This is a genomic window from Bacillus salacetis (genome assembly GCF_049177075.1).
In the GTDB taxonomy this organism is placed as follows: domain Bacteria; phylum Bacillota; class Bacilli; order Bacillales; family Bacillaceae_B; genus Rossellomorea; species Rossellomorea salacetis_A.
In genome coordinates this window covers 2320086-2335757 of record NZ_CP185377.1, presented here as the reverse complement: position 1 = coordinate 2335757, position 15672 = coordinate 2320086, and the positions used below count along the sequence as shown (strand labels likewise).

General features: G+C 40.7%; 17 protein-coding genes. 12 read left to right on the top strand and 5 right to left on the bottom strand.

The annotated features are described in order from the left end of the window. Nucleotides 1–19: 19 nt before the first annotated feature. Both ACOJQI_RS12090 and ACOJQI_RS12085 read right to left on the bottom strand, forming a co-directional pair. On the bottom strand, nt 20–943 hold the full coding sequence (locus ACOJQI_RS12090) for an alpha/beta hydrolase fold domain-containing protein (RefSeq protein ID WP_421378084.1): 924 nt from the start codon (nt 941–943) through the stop codon (nt 20–22). Between the two features lie 249 nt (nt 944–1192). Next, a complete protein-coding gene (locus tag ACOJQI_RS12085; protein ID WP_421378082.1) occupies nt 1193–2104 on the bottom strand; it encodes a LysR family transcriptional regulator in 912 nt (303 codons plus the stop codon). Between the two features lie 286 nt (nt 2105–2390). Between ACOJQI_RS12085 and ACOJQI_RS12080 the strand changes: the two genes are divergently transcribed. The 11 genes from ACOJQI_RS12080 to ACOJQI_RS12030 all read left to right on the top strand — a co-directional run bounded on the left by ACOJQI_RS12080 (nt 2391) and on the right by ACOJQI_RS12030 (nt 11913). Next, nucleotides 2391–3917, top strand: coding sequence for a flavin-containing monooxygenase (locus ACOJQI_RS12080; RefSeq protein WP_421378080.1), 1527 nt, complete (start codon nt 2391–2393; stop codon nt 3915–3917). Nucleotides 3918–3968: 51 nt separating this feature from the next. Beyond that, nucleotides 3969–4913 carry an alpha/beta hydrolase gene (locus ACOJQI_RS12075; RefSeq protein WP_421378078.1) on the top strand — a complete coding sequence of 315 codons (945 nt, stop codon included), beginning with the start codon at nt 3969–3971 and terminating at the stop codon, nt 4911–4913. A 286-nt stretch (nt 4914–5199) separates the two neighbouring features. Beyond that, nucleotides 5200–5880 (top strand): response regulator transcription factor, encoded by a 681-nt coding sequence (locus ACOJQI_RS12070; protein WP_421378076.1) that lies wholly within the window; start codon nt 5200–5202, stop codon nt 5878–5880. Further along, nucleotides 5877–7256 (top strand): sensor histidine kinase, encoded by a 1380-nt coding sequence (locus tag ACOJQI_RS12065; RefSeq protein WP_421378074.1) that lies wholly within the window; start codon nt 5877–5879, stop codon nt 7254–7256. The genes ACOJQI_RS12070 and ACOJQI_RS12065 overlap by 4 nt, the downstream gene beginning before the upstream one ends. Nucleotides 7257–7484: 228 nt before the next feature. Next, nucleotides 7485–8519, top strand: a complete 1035-nt coding sequence (locus tag ACOJQI_RS12060) for an ABC transporter permease (RefSeq protein WP_421378071.1) — start codon at nt 7485–7487, stop codon at nt 8517–8519. A 2-nt stretch (nt 8520–8521) separates the two neighbouring features. Further along, a complete protein-coding gene (locus tag ACOJQI_RS12055) occupies nt 8522–9196 on the top strand; it encodes an ABC transporter ATP-binding protein (RefSeq protein ID WP_421378069.1) in 675 nt (224 codons plus the stop codon). 158 nt (nt 9197–9354) lie between these two features. Next, entirely contained in the window at nt 9355–10347 is a 993-nt protein-coding gene (locus ACOJQI_RS12050) for a PD-(D/E)XK nuclease family protein (RefSeq protein WP_421378067.1), read from the top strand. A gap of 152 nt (nt 10348–10499) precedes the next feature. Further along, the gene (locus ACOJQI_RS12045; RefSeq protein WP_421378065.1) at nt 10500–10895 is read left to right on the top strand and encodes a hypothetical protein; all 396 of its coding nucleotides are present in this window, start codon (nt 10500–10502) and stop codon (nt 10893–10895) included. Nucleotides 10896–10996: 101 nt separating this feature from the next. Then, complete coding sequence (locus ACOJQI_RS12040) at nt 10997–11137, top strand: hypothetical protein (protein WP_421378063.1); 141 nt, start codon at nt 10997–10999, stop codon at nt 11135–11137. Nucleotides 11138–11155: 18 nt separating this feature from the next. Next, nucleotides 11156–11296 (top strand): hypothetical protein, encoded by a 141-nt coding sequence (locus ACOJQI_RS12035; protein ID WP_421378061.1) that lies wholly within the window; start codon nt 11156–11158, stop codon nt 11294–11296. A 275-nt stretch (nt 11297–11571) separates the two neighbouring features. Then, nucleotides 11572–11913 (top strand): hypothetical protein, encoded by a 342-nt coding sequence (locus tag ACOJQI_RS12030; protein WP_421378059.1) that lies wholly within the window; start codon nt 11572–11574, stop codon nt 11911–11913. Nucleotides 11914–12083: 170 nt separating this feature from the next. Here ACOJQI_RS12030 and ACOJQI_RS12025 read toward each other — a convergent pair whose 3' ends face one another. Next, the gene (locus ACOJQI_RS12025; protein ID WP_421378057.1) at nt 12084–12638 is read right to left on the bottom strand and encodes a CBO0543 family protein; all 555 of its coding nucleotides are present in this window, start codon (nt 12636–12638) and stop codon (nt 12084–12086) included. A 98-nt stretch (nt 12639–12736) separates the two neighbouring features. Between ACOJQI_RS12025 and ACOJQI_RS12020 the strand changes: the two genes are divergently transcribed. Continuing rightward, a complete protein-coding gene (locus ACOJQI_RS12020; protein WP_421378055.1) occupies nt 12737–13444 on the top strand; it encodes a nucleotidyltransferase domain-containing protein in 708 nt (235 codons plus the stop codon). A 545-nt stretch (nt 13445–13989) separates the two neighbouring features. Here ACOJQI_RS12020 and ACOJQI_RS12015 read toward each other — a convergent pair. Next, nucleotides 13990–14763 carry a TerC family protein gene (locus ACOJQI_RS12015; RefSeq protein ID WP_421378053.1) on the bottom strand — a complete coding sequence of 258 codons (774 nt, stop codon included), beginning with the start codon at nt 14761–14763 and terminating at the stop codon, nt 13990–13992. Between the two features lie 193 nt (nt 14764–14956). Then, the gene (locus ACOJQI_RS12010; RefSeq protein ID WP_421378051.1) at nt 14957–15592 is read right to left on the bottom strand and encodes a pentapeptide repeat-containing protein; all 636 of its coding nucleotides are present in this window, start codon (nt 15590–15592) and stop codon (nt 14957–14959) included. Nucleotides 15593–15672: the final 80 nt, after the last annotated feature.

The following is a 15672-nucleotide window of genomic DNA, read 5'->3' as shown; positions in this document are numbered from 1 at the left end:
GGACTTGGCAATCCATGAGTTAGCTATTAATGATGTCTATGATTTTTTGCTGGGCATCTTTTGCTTCGGGGATCGGCATGACGACAAAGACGTGATTCATTTTTGGGTAGACATATGTTTTGTGTTCAATCCCATCTTTGGTCAGTTTTTTTTCAAATTTAATGGCGTCCGGATACAAACCTTCATGGGTTCCTACGAAATGAGTGATTTTAGCAAGGCCTCTCAAGTCTCCATGGATAGGACTGATGATCGGGTCATCCAACTCCTTATCAGCTGCCCATTTTTTCGTGATGACTTCCATTCCCTTAGCAGACAACATGGGGTCTACTTTTTCATAGTTAGGAATTTCCGGGTTATCAAGACGCATATCCACACACGCGGATAATAGAATGATATCTTTTGGTTGATGCAAATCATTCTCCTTCAGCAGCTGGGCAAGCCCCAACGCAATATTGCCTCCTGCGGAATCTCCCATTAATGTGACTTGTTGCGGACGATCTACATAATTAAGGGTTTCCGTGTATAACTTCACAAGTGCTGGATATGTATGCTGGTAGTTGAAGTGAGGGACTTTAGGGTAGATTGGGGCAATGATTTTGGCATTTATTGACTGGGCCATCTTCTCCATGAACTTCCAATGAAAGATTAATGGCTGGTTCACCCATGCACCGCCGTGAATATAGAGAATCACCTTCTGTTTAGAAGATTGATGATCATTTAGTGTGAAGACCTTCATACCTTCAAACATCTCTTCCTTGACTGAGACGGAAAGCTTGATTCGCCCCATACTATAGGGTTTACTGTTTTCGGTTCCAACTTGTTTGACCAGCTTTGTGGTGTTTTCAATCGAGGAAAACCCTTTTTTTATATTACCCATTGCGATATATTTTTCGAAAAGATAGCTTTGGATAGAACGTTTTTTTTCATAAGTCAGCAGACTCATAGTTTAATCTCCTTTCCATCTTTAGGATTATGAAAATATTAGTCTTTTGAATGTACCACTATACAAGGGAGTTTGATTTATAATGGTAGGATTCTTTAGGAAACGTACCACTACATAAAAAAGTTTCGTTTTTAACGGTACGATTCTACAGGAAACGTGCCACTACACAAGAGAGTAGCGTTTATAATGGTACGATTCTTCATGTAACCTACCACTGTTATAAGGGCACGTTTCTCAAGATATCGAGCACTACAAGTATTCTTCAGTACGCGGGACTAGTTGTTTTACCAGTTGGTTAGTAAACGTTTCAATGACACCTGACAACTCTTCATTCTTACGGGTGATTCTCCAAAGGAAGTTGGGGATGCTGCTTATCTCATTGATCGAGATGGTGTGGATTTCATCTTTAATATGGGGTGGCAATGATTCAACGATATATTCTGTTGCGATGGTAATGGCATTTCCTTTGGTCACCATTTGGTAGATGGCCTCAACATTATTTGTGATCAAGGCAACGCGGTTGGATCCGTCTTTTAAAAATAAGTTTTCGGCCACCGTCTTTATTAAGGGGTCATTGTACAGAACGAATGTCTCGTTCTTGATTTCCTCTTTGGTGATATTCTGGTAAAACCGTAAGGACGAATGATGATTGACAATCAGTCTTGCCTCATCCTTCATGACGGTTTTCCAAGTAAGGGAGGAATCCCGGCTGCCGGTTCCTGCAGATAAGAAACCTATATCAGCAAGTCCTTTTTTTACTTGATCAACAACGATACTTGATGGGGCTTCAGCCATCTGAACATTGACGTAGGGGTAATTCTTTTGAAATTCAAGGGTGGTATCAATGATTTTCGGTACCATTCCCGGGATGGTTGCAATGGTTATATTTCCGTGGAGGAGATCTCTCGTTAGAGAAATATCATCTTTCATTTTCTCAACTCTTTTTAATATCGAGACGGCATGTTGGATTACTCTTTTTCCTTCAATCGTAGGGGTGACACCTTTTCTTGAACGGGAAAAAAGCAGAACACCTAATTCGGTTTCCAGGTGGCTGATCGAAATACTGATGGCGGGAACGGTCATATGATTCTTTTTTGCAGCATCGGTAAAAGAGCCGAGCTCTGCGACATCAATCAAATATTGAAACTGGGCAATATTCATATCTGCACACCTTTATAAAATATTTTTTGGGAATGGATATATGATTCCATTTTAACAAAAATTTACTGTTGAGCAGGTAAAAAGTTTGAAAATTTAAACACTTATCATCTTTTATAGAGTTCAAGTTTAAATTTTTTTAAAGGGAGTTAAAAATTTTTAAATATATATTTCAGAATATTCATAATAAAATAAAGAGAAGTACTCGTCCGCTTGTAGATAAAGTAAAAGATTGATTGAAAGCGTTTTCTTTAAAAAAGTCCTATTCGAAGGAAAGGAGAGGGGGAACGTGGACCCTAAAGATAGCCAGAGCGAAGTGTATACAAGAGCAAGAATTGTCATCATCGGTACGGGTTTTGCCGGCATTGCCGCAGCTGTAAGACTGAAGCAGGAAGGGGAACGGGACATCATTCTGCTTGAACGCAAGGGCGATGTCGGAGGTGTATGGCGGGACAACCGTTATCCCGGCTGTGCCTGTGATGTGGAATCCCATCTCTATTCACTTTCATTTGCGCCTAATCCCCATTGGAGCAGGGTCTTTTCACCTCAAGCGGAGATTTACAAATACCTGCAGGATTGTGCAGAGAAGTTTGATTTGATGAAGCATATCCGCTTTCAGCATGAAGTTATAAGGATGGATTGGCTTGATAAGGATGGAGAATGGAAGATTCAAACCAATCAGGGAACCTTCATAGCTCAAATTGTCGTTGGGGCATTCGGTGCACTCAGCAACCCTTCCATCCCCAAACTGAAAGGAATGGAGAATTTCAAAGGCGAGGTATTTCATTCAGCCACATGGCCGGAGGAATTCAATCCAAAAGGAAAGAGGATTGCCGTTGTGGGAACTGGTGCATCGGCCATCCAATTCATCCCTGAAATCCAGCCTGAAGTTGAAACCCTCCATGTTTTTCAACGCACACCGCCATGGGTGGTTCCGCGGCTGGACGGACCAATCAGTGAGGACCAGCAGCTGGCCTACAGCCGTTCGCCTCTTCGTCAAAAAATGGAACGTTTGAAGATCTATGCACAGAGGGAAGCAAGGCTGATTGCTTTCAGGAATCCCAAATGGATGAAAACAATGCAGAGTATAGCCTTACACCACATGCATAAAGCGGTAAAAGACCCTGATTTGAGGGAGAAACTGACTCCGAATTACCGAATCGGATGCAAGCGGATCCTGATTTCGAACAATTATTATCCAGCCATTGCACAGCCGAATGTAGGAGTGAATACCTCCGGAATAGAGGAAGTAACGGAAGAGGCAGTGATTGACTCCACAGGGAGAAAGATACAGGTCGATACCATCATTTTCGGTACAGGCTTCCAGGTGACAGAGTTTCCTTTCGCCAAAGATGTATATGGACGTGAAGGACATACATTGAAGGAAGAATGGAGAGGCAGCCCCAAAGCCTATATGGGTACAACGGTGGCAGGATTTCCAAACTTATTCCTTCTTCAAGGGCCCAACACTGGCCTTGGCCATACCTCAGTCATCATCATGATAGAGGCACAGGTCGAGCACATGCTTAAAACCGTGAAACACATGAGAAAAAATAACTTGAAAACAATTGAACCAAGCGAAGACGCACAGGACCGATTCATTCATGACACTGAAAAGTTAACGGAAGGAACAGTGTGGACGGCTGGGGGCTGTAACAGCTGGTACCTTGATGAAACAGGCAGAAATTCGACACTATGGCCTGGCTATACATTTTCCTTCCGCAGAAAAGCAGCAAAACTAAAACGGAAAGATTATGTTGGCCGCTGGAAAAAAGGGGCCCCGGCTACGAATACAGGATTAGTTAGTACCAAGTAATGATTTAGAAGCTAAAAGAATAATAGATTCAAATCAAATGGAGGGAACGACATGGCTGAATTAAATCCGAAGATGAAATATTTTTTAGAAAACCTGGTACCTGCATATCCAGATGGGTATACACCGACACTGGAAGACATCCGTTCCAGGGCGAGTGTAAGTTTTGGGGAGGTGGAGCTGGTCCACAAAGTCGAAGACCGGACAATCCAGGGACCGGAAAGCCTTCTTCCTATCAGAATCTATACCCCGGAAGGTGATGGGCCATTTCCAGTTCTCGTTTATTTTCATGGAGGGGGCTTTGTGTATGGTGATTTAGAAAGTCATGACGCTGTTTGCAGAGCGATCGTGAATGCGTCACAACAAATCGTCGTAGCGGTCGATTATCGCCTGGCACCTGAGAACCCTTTCCCAGCCGCCGTTCATGATTGTTACGCAGCGGCAAAATGGGTATTTGAAAATGCAGAAGAGCTCAATGGAGATCCAGGAAAGTTCTCAGTAGCAGGGGACAGCGCGGGAGGCAATTTAGCAACGGTCGTTTGTTTACTGGCTAAAGAAAAAGGCGGTTTTTCCATTTCAAAGCAGGTCCTCCTATATCCTGTTACGGATTCATTCAATCCTGAAAAATATGATTCCTACAGGGAAAATGGTAGCGGCTATTTTCTGACACTCGAGAACATTGGGCTGTTCAGTAAACTCTATGTCCAGAATGAAGAATATGCATTTCATCCGCATGCTGCCCCGATGAATGCAGAAGATCTAAGCGGCCTGCCGCCAGCGCTGATCATTACGGCAGAATATGATCCCCTTCGTGACGAAGGTGAATTGTATGCGGAAAAACTTAAAGATGCTGGGGTACCCGTCACCGTTAGAAGAGAAGAGGGGCAAATCCATGGATTCTTTAACTTCTTCAGCATGATGGATTCCAAGGGTGATATAGAAGAAGTATATGAAACGATTGGTTCGTTCCTCAATGAAAAGGAAGTTAGTAAAAGTTGAATAGCAATATGCGCCGGACAAAAGGGACAGGTATTCTGTCTCTTTTTTTTATAAACAAATCGAACAGGAGACATAGTGGAAAAGAGATTAATTAGTATTACAACAAGGGTGTTGGACAGGCAATGCATAAAGGTACATATCCTTCTGTCTATGTGTGCATTCTTTCACTTTTTTCTGCAGTGCTGTGAATAAGAATTGATTAGATGAAGGGAATCTGAAATAATCGTTATAACTTAAAGGAAGTAATAGAGAATATAAAATGCACTAAATCTATAGGAGTTCCAACATGAATAATATTTTGATTGTTGATGATGATATCAATATTTTAAATTTAATAGAAGTACATTTGTCTGAAGCTGGATATAAGGTTTTTCAAGCTGTCGATGGTGTGGCAGCAATGAAGGTTTTAAAGGCCAACCCCTGTGAATTAGCAGTTGTGGATGTAATGATGCCTTATATGGATGGATACTCTTTAACAAAAGAGATACGAAATTCGTACGACATCCCTGTTATTCTTTTAACAGCCAAGAATCAAATAGAAGATAAGGAACTCGGCTTTCAATCCGGGACCGATGATTATCTTGTTAAACCTTTTGAAACCAAGGAATTATTATTCCGGATCAAGGCACTTCTGAGGCGTTATAACAAGCAGCCGGACGATTCAATTATCCGTATGAAAAGTATTATTGTAAACAAAAAAAGCTATGAGATCCAAATCGGAGACCGTACAATCATTCTGCCTTTAAAGGAATTTGAATTATTGAGCTTTCTGATGTCAAATCCTTCACAAGTGTTCACGCGGGATCATCTTATTGAACAAATTTGGGGTGTGGATTATGAAGGGGATGAGCGGACAGTAGATGTTCATGTAAAAAGATTAAGAGAGCGCTTTTCTAAGCTAACAGATGAGATGCAAATCAAGACAGTTCGCGGAGTTGGATATATGTTGGAGGCGAAAAGGGCATGAGGTCGCTTTATGTTAAATTTGTTGTGATGACAATAGCCATCATGATTGTAAGCGGCATTCTCTCTTTCTTACTATCCAATGCCTATTATCAGGAAAAATTAAAACCTTATAACGATGAAAAAATCACTAAAATCGCTCTCGAGGCAGCTGAATTTGCCGAAGAGCATCCTAATCTCGGATTGGAAGATTACCTTGAAAACCTTTCGGCAATCGGATATCAGCTATACATGGTTAATGATACGGGAGAAGAGGCATATTATGGCGCGCCGTTCAGGAATAAAGAGCTTTCGAGTAATATAAAGAATGATGTATTGAACGGTAAGATTTATCATGGAATTCTTCATTTTCCCCAGCAATCATTTGTGACTGGATTTTTTGCAAATGAACTAGTAAACACGGTGGGTGTTCCACTTCAAATTAGTGGCAATGACTATGCTCTATTTATCAGACCCGATATAAATCTTCTCTTTAATGAAATGCATATTTTGTTTGGATGGCTTCTGGCTCTGACGATTTTATTAAGCATTGTATTGGTATTGGTGAGTACGAAGTATCTAGTTAAGCCTATCTCCAAATTATCCGCGGCCACTAAATCATTATCAAAGGGCAACTTCAATGTTGAACTTGATACCCGCAGAAAGGATGAGTTGGGAGAATTGTCAAGCAGCTTCTTGCATATGTCAGGTAAGTTGGAGCAGGTAGATGAAATGAGGAAAGAATTTATATCCAATATATCACATGATATTCAATCGCCGCTTTCCAATATAAAAGGCTACACAAATCTTTTGCAGAATGCATCATTGGGTTCTGAAGAAAAAGCGCAATATATTTCTGTAATAAATGGTGAAATCACCAGGCTTTCAACATTAACAAAACAGCTGCTGCTTCTGGCGTCATTAGACAGGGATGAAGATATAGTAAAGAGAAAAACATTCAATATCTCTCATCAAATGAAAGAACTCGTTCAAAATTATCAATGGATGATAAATGAGAAAAATATCATGCTCAGCTATTCCTTACCGGATCTGGAAATTTCAGGTGACCCTTCTCTTCTCAATACCGTTTGGGATAATCTTCTCTCTAATGCTATTAAGTATAATAAGCCTTTTGGGAGCATTGATATATCGATTGTAAAAGATAAAGAAGCAGTCAACGTCACTTTTGAGGATACAGGGATAGGAATCAAGTCAGACGAATCAGATCGGATTTTTGAGCGATTCTACCGGGCAGATGTGGCACGTTCAAGAACGGTAGAAGGGACAGGACTCGGATTATCAATCGCTGCAAAAATTGTAAAACTTCATGGGGGTCAGATTCAGGTTAATAGTAACGAAAATGAGGGGGCTGTTTTTACAGTAAGATTGCCTTCTCACTAAAGGTGTCAGCTCTGCAGAGGAGCTGGCACTTTTTTTGTAAACTTCTATTCATCTTCCGTTCATAATCCGGATGTATATTGAATTCAACGGAAAATGAACAATGTTATACATCACAGGAGGTAGTATTTATGAATAAAAGCAGCCAACTTTTCTTGCTATGTTTGGCCTGGACGAGTGTAAGTGGAATGTTCAGAGAAAATTACAACTTATCAAAATGGGGGAATTGAAATGAACATTGCTTGGAAAGAAATTAAAAAGAGTAAATCTAGATTTATAATACTAGGCTCGATTGTTTTTCTTGTCAGTTTTTTAACGTTCATCATAACCGGACTGGCCAACGGGTTATCACAAGATAATGCTGGTTTGATTAAGGATTTGCCAAAAGGGAATTTTTATATGAGCGAAGATGCAGAGGAAATGTATAACCTATCGAGAATCGAAACTGATTTGCAGGATCAGCTGCTACGAAAAGAACAAGATGCAGTTGCCCTTTCCATCCAATTGGGTTTTCTGAATGAAGAACAGGGCAAACAGCATAGCGTTGCTTTTGTTGCTTCTACTGATTCAATGTTATTTGAAAGTGTAAATCCAGGGGAAGTGGTATTGGACAGTTCTTTAGAGGAAGAAGGTTTCAAGGTCGGCGATACCCTTACGAATAATCAGTATAGAGGACATTTTATTATTAAAGGATTTGTGAATAATAAGAAATTCAGTCATGCACCTGTTGCTTATATAAATTTGGATGACTACAAAGAAATGAATGGAAGAGAAGAAACGCAGTTGATTTTTATCCCAGGGGAAGGGACGAGCCGCGAACTTGCAGGCTTACAATCCTTTTCTACAAAGGAATTTCTTAAAACCATTCCAAGTTACACCGCAGAGCAAACTTCTTTAAATATGATTGTGTGGTTTTTAGTGGTGATCAGCGGTATGCTTTTTGCGATCTTTTTCTATATGATGAACGTCCAGAAAGTAGGTCTATACGGTATTTTGAAAGCAATTGGTGTAAAAACCAGTACTCTGTTTAGAGTGATGTGGATACAAATGCTGTTAGTGACGTTAACGGCACTTGTTATATCTGTTGCTCTCAGCCAGATTTTTAATATTCTTGCTCCAAATGAGATGCCTTTTACTTTGAACACAACGGCCACATTACAATTATCGGGTGTCTTTCTGGTGATTGGATTTATCGGTGCGACACTTTCAGGCATGCAAATTAGAAGAATTGAGCCGTTAAAAGCGATTCAACAAGGAGAGGTGTAAAGATGGCATTAATGCAGATGAAAGGAATCAGAAAAACATTTACAAATGGTGAAGTGAAGGAAGATATACTAAAAGGGATAAATCTGGTGCTTAGGGAGGGAGAAGTCACTGCTCTAGTAGGAGCATCCGGTTCAGGTAAGAGTACACTTCTTACCATAGCAGCAGGTCTTCAAAGAGCATCATGCGGGCGAGTAGAATTCGAGGGAGAAGATTTGTTGAGTTTGAAAGAAGGGGAAGTCCGAAACATCAGGGCAAGCCATTTCGGCTTTATCTTTCAATCTTCACATCTAGTCCCATTCTTGTCGGTAGAAGAACAATTGCTTCTAATGCTGAAAGTCTCTGAATCCAAACTTACGAAGTCTGTGCAAATAAAAGAAGTTTACAAAATTTTGAAATTAGTAGGCATGGAACATCGGAAAAATGCTTATCCAGCTTCCTTATCCGGCGGTGAAAAACAAAGGGTGGCAATCGCCAGAGCCATTATTCATAAACCTAAAGTTCTCTTTGCAGATGAACCTACAGCAAGCTTGGATTCTAAAAGGTCAAAAGAAGTGATGACATTAATTCAAGAGATCACCAAAACCTTGAATGTGACTACTTTAATGGTGACCCACGATGAAGAAATGCTATCATTTTCCGATCGTGTAATAAAAATGAGCGATGGCCGGGTACTATGATTGGTTTAATCATCCAAACGATGAATATAAAATCAGAAACGCTTGTATTACAGGCGTTTTTTTATTATTTCTAGATAGCACTTCCTTCAATATTTTGGTAATATAATAAGTGGAATTTTCGAAACTTTTAAAATAACTTTAGCCACGGAGTGAAAAACATGAACAGACCGAACCTTTTTGCCTATGCCACGAGCGAACTCTCACAGGATGCCTTTCTATGCTGGCTCCTTGAGTGGGGTGATCCCGCGTATAAGAGTGCTAACATGGAACTGAACAAGGCAGGAACTCAATTCATCGAACACATCTTCAGATTGCACAACCTTCCCATACCAGATATTCATACGATCATCATCAATAGACAAGTGGATGGCCTTGACATATTGGCCATAGTAAATGACGAGTTTGCGATATTAATAGAGGACAAGACCTGGACCGAAGACCACTCAAACCAATTGAAAAGATACCGTGAAAAAATTGAAAAGAAAGGGTACACAAAGCAGCTTCCAATCTTTTATAAAACCGGCAATCAAGGAAATTACCGCAGCATAGAGGCCGCGGGCTACAAGCATTTCAGCCGGAAAAACATGCTGGACCTGATGGAAAAAGGAATTCAAGCCGGCATCGGGGATACGATTTTCACAGATTACTATCATCATCTTCTAAAAATAGAAGCATCTCACAACCGCTATTTGAAGAGTGAAGTGACCAACTGGAAAGGGTTGGCCTGGCATGGATTCTATACCGAATTGCAGGCAAGAGGCATCCAGGGAGACTGGGGCTATGTCGCCAACGCTCGCGGCGGGTTCACAGGTTTCTGGTGGCACTGGAAAAGAGACCATGAATGCCAGCAGTATTTCCAGCTCGAAGAAAACAAACTCTGCTTTAAGATCAGAGTGGAGGATAAGTCCAAGAGAAGGTTTCTCCGCAATAAATGGAATAAAGCCATGGTGGCAGCAGGACAAGAATACGGGCTGGATTTCAAGAGACCCGAGCGGTTTGGCAGCGGTAATTTTATGACAGTGGCAGTATTGGAGGATTACCGGGTAACAGATGTAAATGGGTTGATTGATATGGAAGGAACAGTGGAGAAGCTAAGAAAAGCAGAGGCCGTTTTAGATGCGATTGTCTCTACTGGAGCAGCTTCTGCTTGATCCTGCAATTGTATGAAAAAGGATGAAGGGACTGTTGTTAATTTTGCTTTATAGGGAATGAAGTCCCTCCTGTCATCGAGCCATTATCAAGTACTAAATCCCAGCTGGATGAATATGATTAAAACAAACTCGAAACAGGAGAAGGGATCCCAATGAGATATAGCTTGTTTGGCGGTTTCATCAAGATTCCAATTGGTCCGGCATCAAAACGAAAGATTTTGAAAGCTGTCGTTGAAGTCCATATGGAAGCCTTCCTGGACCATGGAATCTTTCCAAGCTGGGAGAACTACGAAGCATTTCCGAAACATCGTGAAAACATAGAAAAATTCTCTTTGACAAAAAAGGATATTGAAATGTTGAAAGGGTATTGGATTGACCGCCAGATCAATGAGATGGAGAAAGCCAGCAGGTGGCTGCATTCGTTTGAACGGTCATCAGATGAAAATGATGATGTCCACAAATTGATCGAGCTCTGGGTGGAAGATCAAGGGAGAGGGGAATTCCTTAAGAGGGCCCATGATTTGTATAAGCACTATTATAAAGGTTAGACATGTTGAAGGGACAGGGGTCTGTCTCTTTTTTTGGTTTCAGGACTCTATGCCGACATCAAAAGAGAAGTGGGTGAAAATGATGCCCTCAAAGCGGGTCTATGACGTCATCAAAAGTGAAGCGAGTGGAAAATGATGCCCTCAAAGCGGGTCTATGCCGTCATCCAAACAGGAGTGGGTGGAAAATGATGTCCTCAAAGAGGGTCTATGCCGTCATCAAAAGAGGAGCGGGAGGAAAATGATGCCCTCAAAGAGGGTCTATGCCGACATCAAAACAGAAGTGGGAGGAAAATGATGCCCTCAAAGAGGGTCTATGCCGACATCAAAAGAGAAGCGGGAGGAAAATGATGTCCTCAAAGAGGGTCTATGCCATCATCAAAAGTGAGGTGGCTGGAAAATGATGCCCTCAAAGAGGGTCTATGCCGTCATCAAAAGAGAAGCGGGTGAAAATGATGCTAGTTTCAACATTTTTTCTTCCATTTTTTCACCTCCCGCTTAAGTATACAAAATTTTTTGACAAGTGAGGAAAGAAAGAGATTGTAAAAAATTGGTTGAAAGAGGGAGACCTCCGGGAGACACGATTCCATCCCAATGAATGTTCAATGGGCGGTAAGGCGTTTCAAGTTATTGAAGTAAGGGAAAACTTAGTCTAATACTTCAATCAGGAGGAAAGCTCATGAATATCAACGGAATGGTCAGAAGCTATATGATCCAGATCATGGAAGATGAAGACTTCCTAAAGCATGTAGCGGAATTAATTGAAAGACAGCTTCATGAGTGGTATTTGAACTATGAAATTTTCATTATGAAGTTCAAGGATTATGAATTGGTTGTCAAGAATGGCGACCAATATTATGAAGTTACACTGACCCAGCAGGAGCTTGAAATCATGCGCTTTAAGGGATTATACGAACTGGATCACAGATTATGGACAGCTTTAATGGACCAGGGGCTTGTCGTTATGAAAGGTGACGGAAACTACTTGGAGACCGTTTTACCAGAGATATATAAGTCATAAGCAGATGAGGATATTTTCTTAAAGGATATTTATTGCTTTTTGAAAAAAAGCTTTAGCAGACCTATGTATTGGCATAGGTCTGTTTCTTTTGATATTAAGGAATTTATTGCAGTAAATATACAGCTCGTTTTTAAACAAAAATATTTTTGTTGTTGATTAAAAAACCCTGCTTAACTTAAGTCATATTCATTATTGAAGATACGTCTTATCACAGACATTGTAAATCTAACTAACAAGAATGAAAAGGACAGAGAAAAAAATGTAGCTGTCCAATTCCATCCATTTTTATATTTAACAAGCCGTGTATTTTTTTCCAACCATAATTCAATAAGAGTCATCGGAATACTGAAGTACAGAACTTTTAAAAGGCACTGAATGAAACGAGAATCTTTGGATATTTGATTATAAAAGACACAAGAAATAGGGAAAAGTATGTAATCAAACAACAAGCTTGTATTCATTTGTTTTGGTAATCGAGTGGGATATTGAACATATCCTCGATTTACAACCAGTTGATCGACCAGTGATGCATAATAACTTTTTATAAAGAAAACAAGGAGCCAGTCCTTGGCGAGTGGTTTTTTAATTAAGTATACGAAAGAACTAATACCAAAAAAATATAGAAATTTTATAAGGTTTTTTTCGAATTTTTTACCCAATGTTTTGCACCTCCTAAAAGATAGGGTATCTCTGATGCAGGAGTTTATACAAAGTACAACCCCCATAAGTAAGAAGTGAATTTACAAGGCTCTATTTCGTAAAAGTAAATTTCTGGAACGATCCCTTCATAGGTGAATACCCTGATTTATGGGAGGTGGTTCATGTGAAGGATGAAATCAGGAGAATCGCTCAACAGTTTATCGCTGCACACTATCCCGGATCGGATATCGCCTGGATAGGCGGGAGTGCTGTCCAAGGAAATCTCACAAAAGAATCGGATATTGACTTAGTCATCATCGATGAAGCAGAAACACCAAGACTTCAGTGTTACCAATTTCATGGCTGGAAAATTGAAGCCTTCATTTATACAGCATCATCTTTGGAGTTTCAGTTTCAGACAGCGAGATATAGAGGGATACCGACCATCATCAAAATGTGCGCGGAAGGTATGCTGATAAAAGATAAGCAAGGTGCGGGAAAAGAATTTCAACAAGCGGCAAAATCACTTTATGAACAGGGTCCTGAGCGGTGGGATGAAGAGAGTGTAAAGGAAGCACGGTATCAAATAACCGATTTCCTGTCGGATTTTAGAAGTTCAGAAGACTTTGCAGAAAGTTTATTTATTTTAAATAAGGTAATCGATAAGCTGGCAGAACTATCCCTAAGGGCAGAGGGCAAATGGATTGGAGAAGGTAAATGGTTTGCCAGAAACCTGAAAGCACACAATAAAGAGTTATGTGAGAATCTGGCCGGCTGCACAAAAGAATACATGAAATCAGAGGATAAAACGGACATCACTTCTTTCATAGAATCCATACTTAACCAATATGGCGGGGAATTGTTTGCTGGGTATAAAGGATACTTGTTGTAAAAAAATGACCGCTGCATCCCAAGCATAAGTAGTTTACTTCATACGTACAAAACGTAAAAAGCCAATTAGCATACGAATCCGTACCATTATTCGTATGCTATTTTTTATTGGGAATACAGCAAATCATCTACTTCAAGTGTCATTTCGCGTTTGATTCCGCACACGTATCCATAACACTAAAAATATAGGCGAAACGGTAAAAAAGTTTGTTCAATAAATGGTCTCACCCAGCCTTCAGAGAGCGGGATTAATTGGACACAAGAGAATCAACAGCATGAGCTTATGAAAATAAGGGGAGAAACTTCCCTTATTTAGAAAAAATCCCTAAAAATAGTATAAATAAGGGTAATATTTCCCTCTATTCCTATAAAAATCATGAAAAATAGGGGCTGGACCAGGAATAAGGGGAAAAACTTCCCTTATTTATCGCTCAATCAGCCGGTTTTGCAGTTTAAGGGGAAAATCTCCCCTTATCTTACGGATCTGTGCCCCCTCACTTTAGGATAGTATTTCCTAGCTTGTTTTTACATTCAAAACTGAACTATTTAACTTCTGCTTTCGCCGGAAGTCTTATTGCCCGGTGCGAACCAACCGAGCAAGGCAATCCCAACGAGGACCCCATAAAAGATCAAAGTCCACAACGTACTATGAGGGAAGTGGTGATCCAATACACCGATATCCTCATGGGCAAGGGTGATGACGGCCAGTTTGACACCGACCCATGCGACGATGGCATAAGCGGTCGTTTCCAAGGCAGGCCGCTTTTCAAGCAGCTGCACAAACCAGGTGGCTGCATACTTGATGAGGATAAGTCCGGCAATTCCACCAAGCACAACGACGATGAATTGTCCGCCATCCATGCCTCCGAAATCTCCTAAAGGGGAATCAGGAAGGCCGAGTGCCAGGGCAACCGCGGCAAGGATGGAATCGATGGCAAACGCAAGGTCGGCCAGGGCGATTTTACCGACTGTCGGCCAAAATCCTTTTCCTTTCGCATCTTCCTCCGTATCCTTATGGATGTTTTCATTCTTCTTGCCGAATTTGGCCTTGATGACGTGCTTCAATCCGAGGTAAAGCAGATAGGCAGCACCGACCGCCTGTATCTGCCAGACGTTGGCGATGAAAGAAATGGCAAAGAGGGCAACAAATCTGAAACCAAACGCCATAAAGATTCCGTATTTAATCGCCTTATTCTTCTCATCTTCAGGCAAGTGTTTGGCTATGACGGCAAGTACGAGTGCATTATCAGCGGATAATAATCCTTCAAGCCCGATTAAGATCAATAAAGTCCATCCGTATTCCAGCCAAATGGATTCCAAGAATCATTCTCCTTTCTTACACAAGATTGTTTCGTTCCTCGAGAAATTCTGCATCCATTCCTATAAATATGTGTACCTTCCTCTAACTGACAAAACTTTGGTGTAATGCCTATTATCTTATGTTTCCTCCTTTAGAAAAAATCATTCTTTATTTCTAAGGAGGGAAAGGTGAATAACTCAACATGACAAGGAATCAATCGACAATGACTAATTCCAAAAGTGCAGCGAATTGGATAGCCTGGTTGGTGGATACTTTACAGCCCTTCAAGTCGGAAATGGAAACAGAAAGGGAATCAAAGGAAGACGTACTTATGTCGACTCCTTTTAGCGAAGTACTTTCAAAGCTCGCATGATTGAGATTGCAGCGGATGAATGCCGCTTTTTTGAATTTGCAATCATAAAAGTCTGCATTCTCCAACGAACTGTCCTGCAGCATCACTTTCTCAAGTTTTGAATTTCCGAATGAGGCCAAGTTCAGCAAGCATTCTTCAAATAGGACATTCCCGAAGCGGGACTCGGTGAAATCCACACCAAGGAACTTGCAATTCCTGAAGCTTGTCCGGTGGATGGAAGCTCCGTTCAAGTTGGCATTGGAAAAATCGCAGTTCTCAAACAGAACATCCGTCAGGTCGATGGATGAAAAATCCGTATTATTAAACCTGCAATTGCGCAAGGTCATGCGATACAGACGCACTTTTGGCAATGTTTCATTCTCAAAAACAGAATCATGGATTTGGCATAATTCCAGTTCTGGATCCTCTTCATAAAAAATGTCATTAAAATTTCTCTCAGGTAAAGTATTTGGTATATTTGGTGATTCAATCTTCATATTAAGACCCCGCTAACGATAGTTTTTCCATTACTATAAGAAAAATCAGGTTCCAATACCAGTCTTTCATTTTGCCGGAA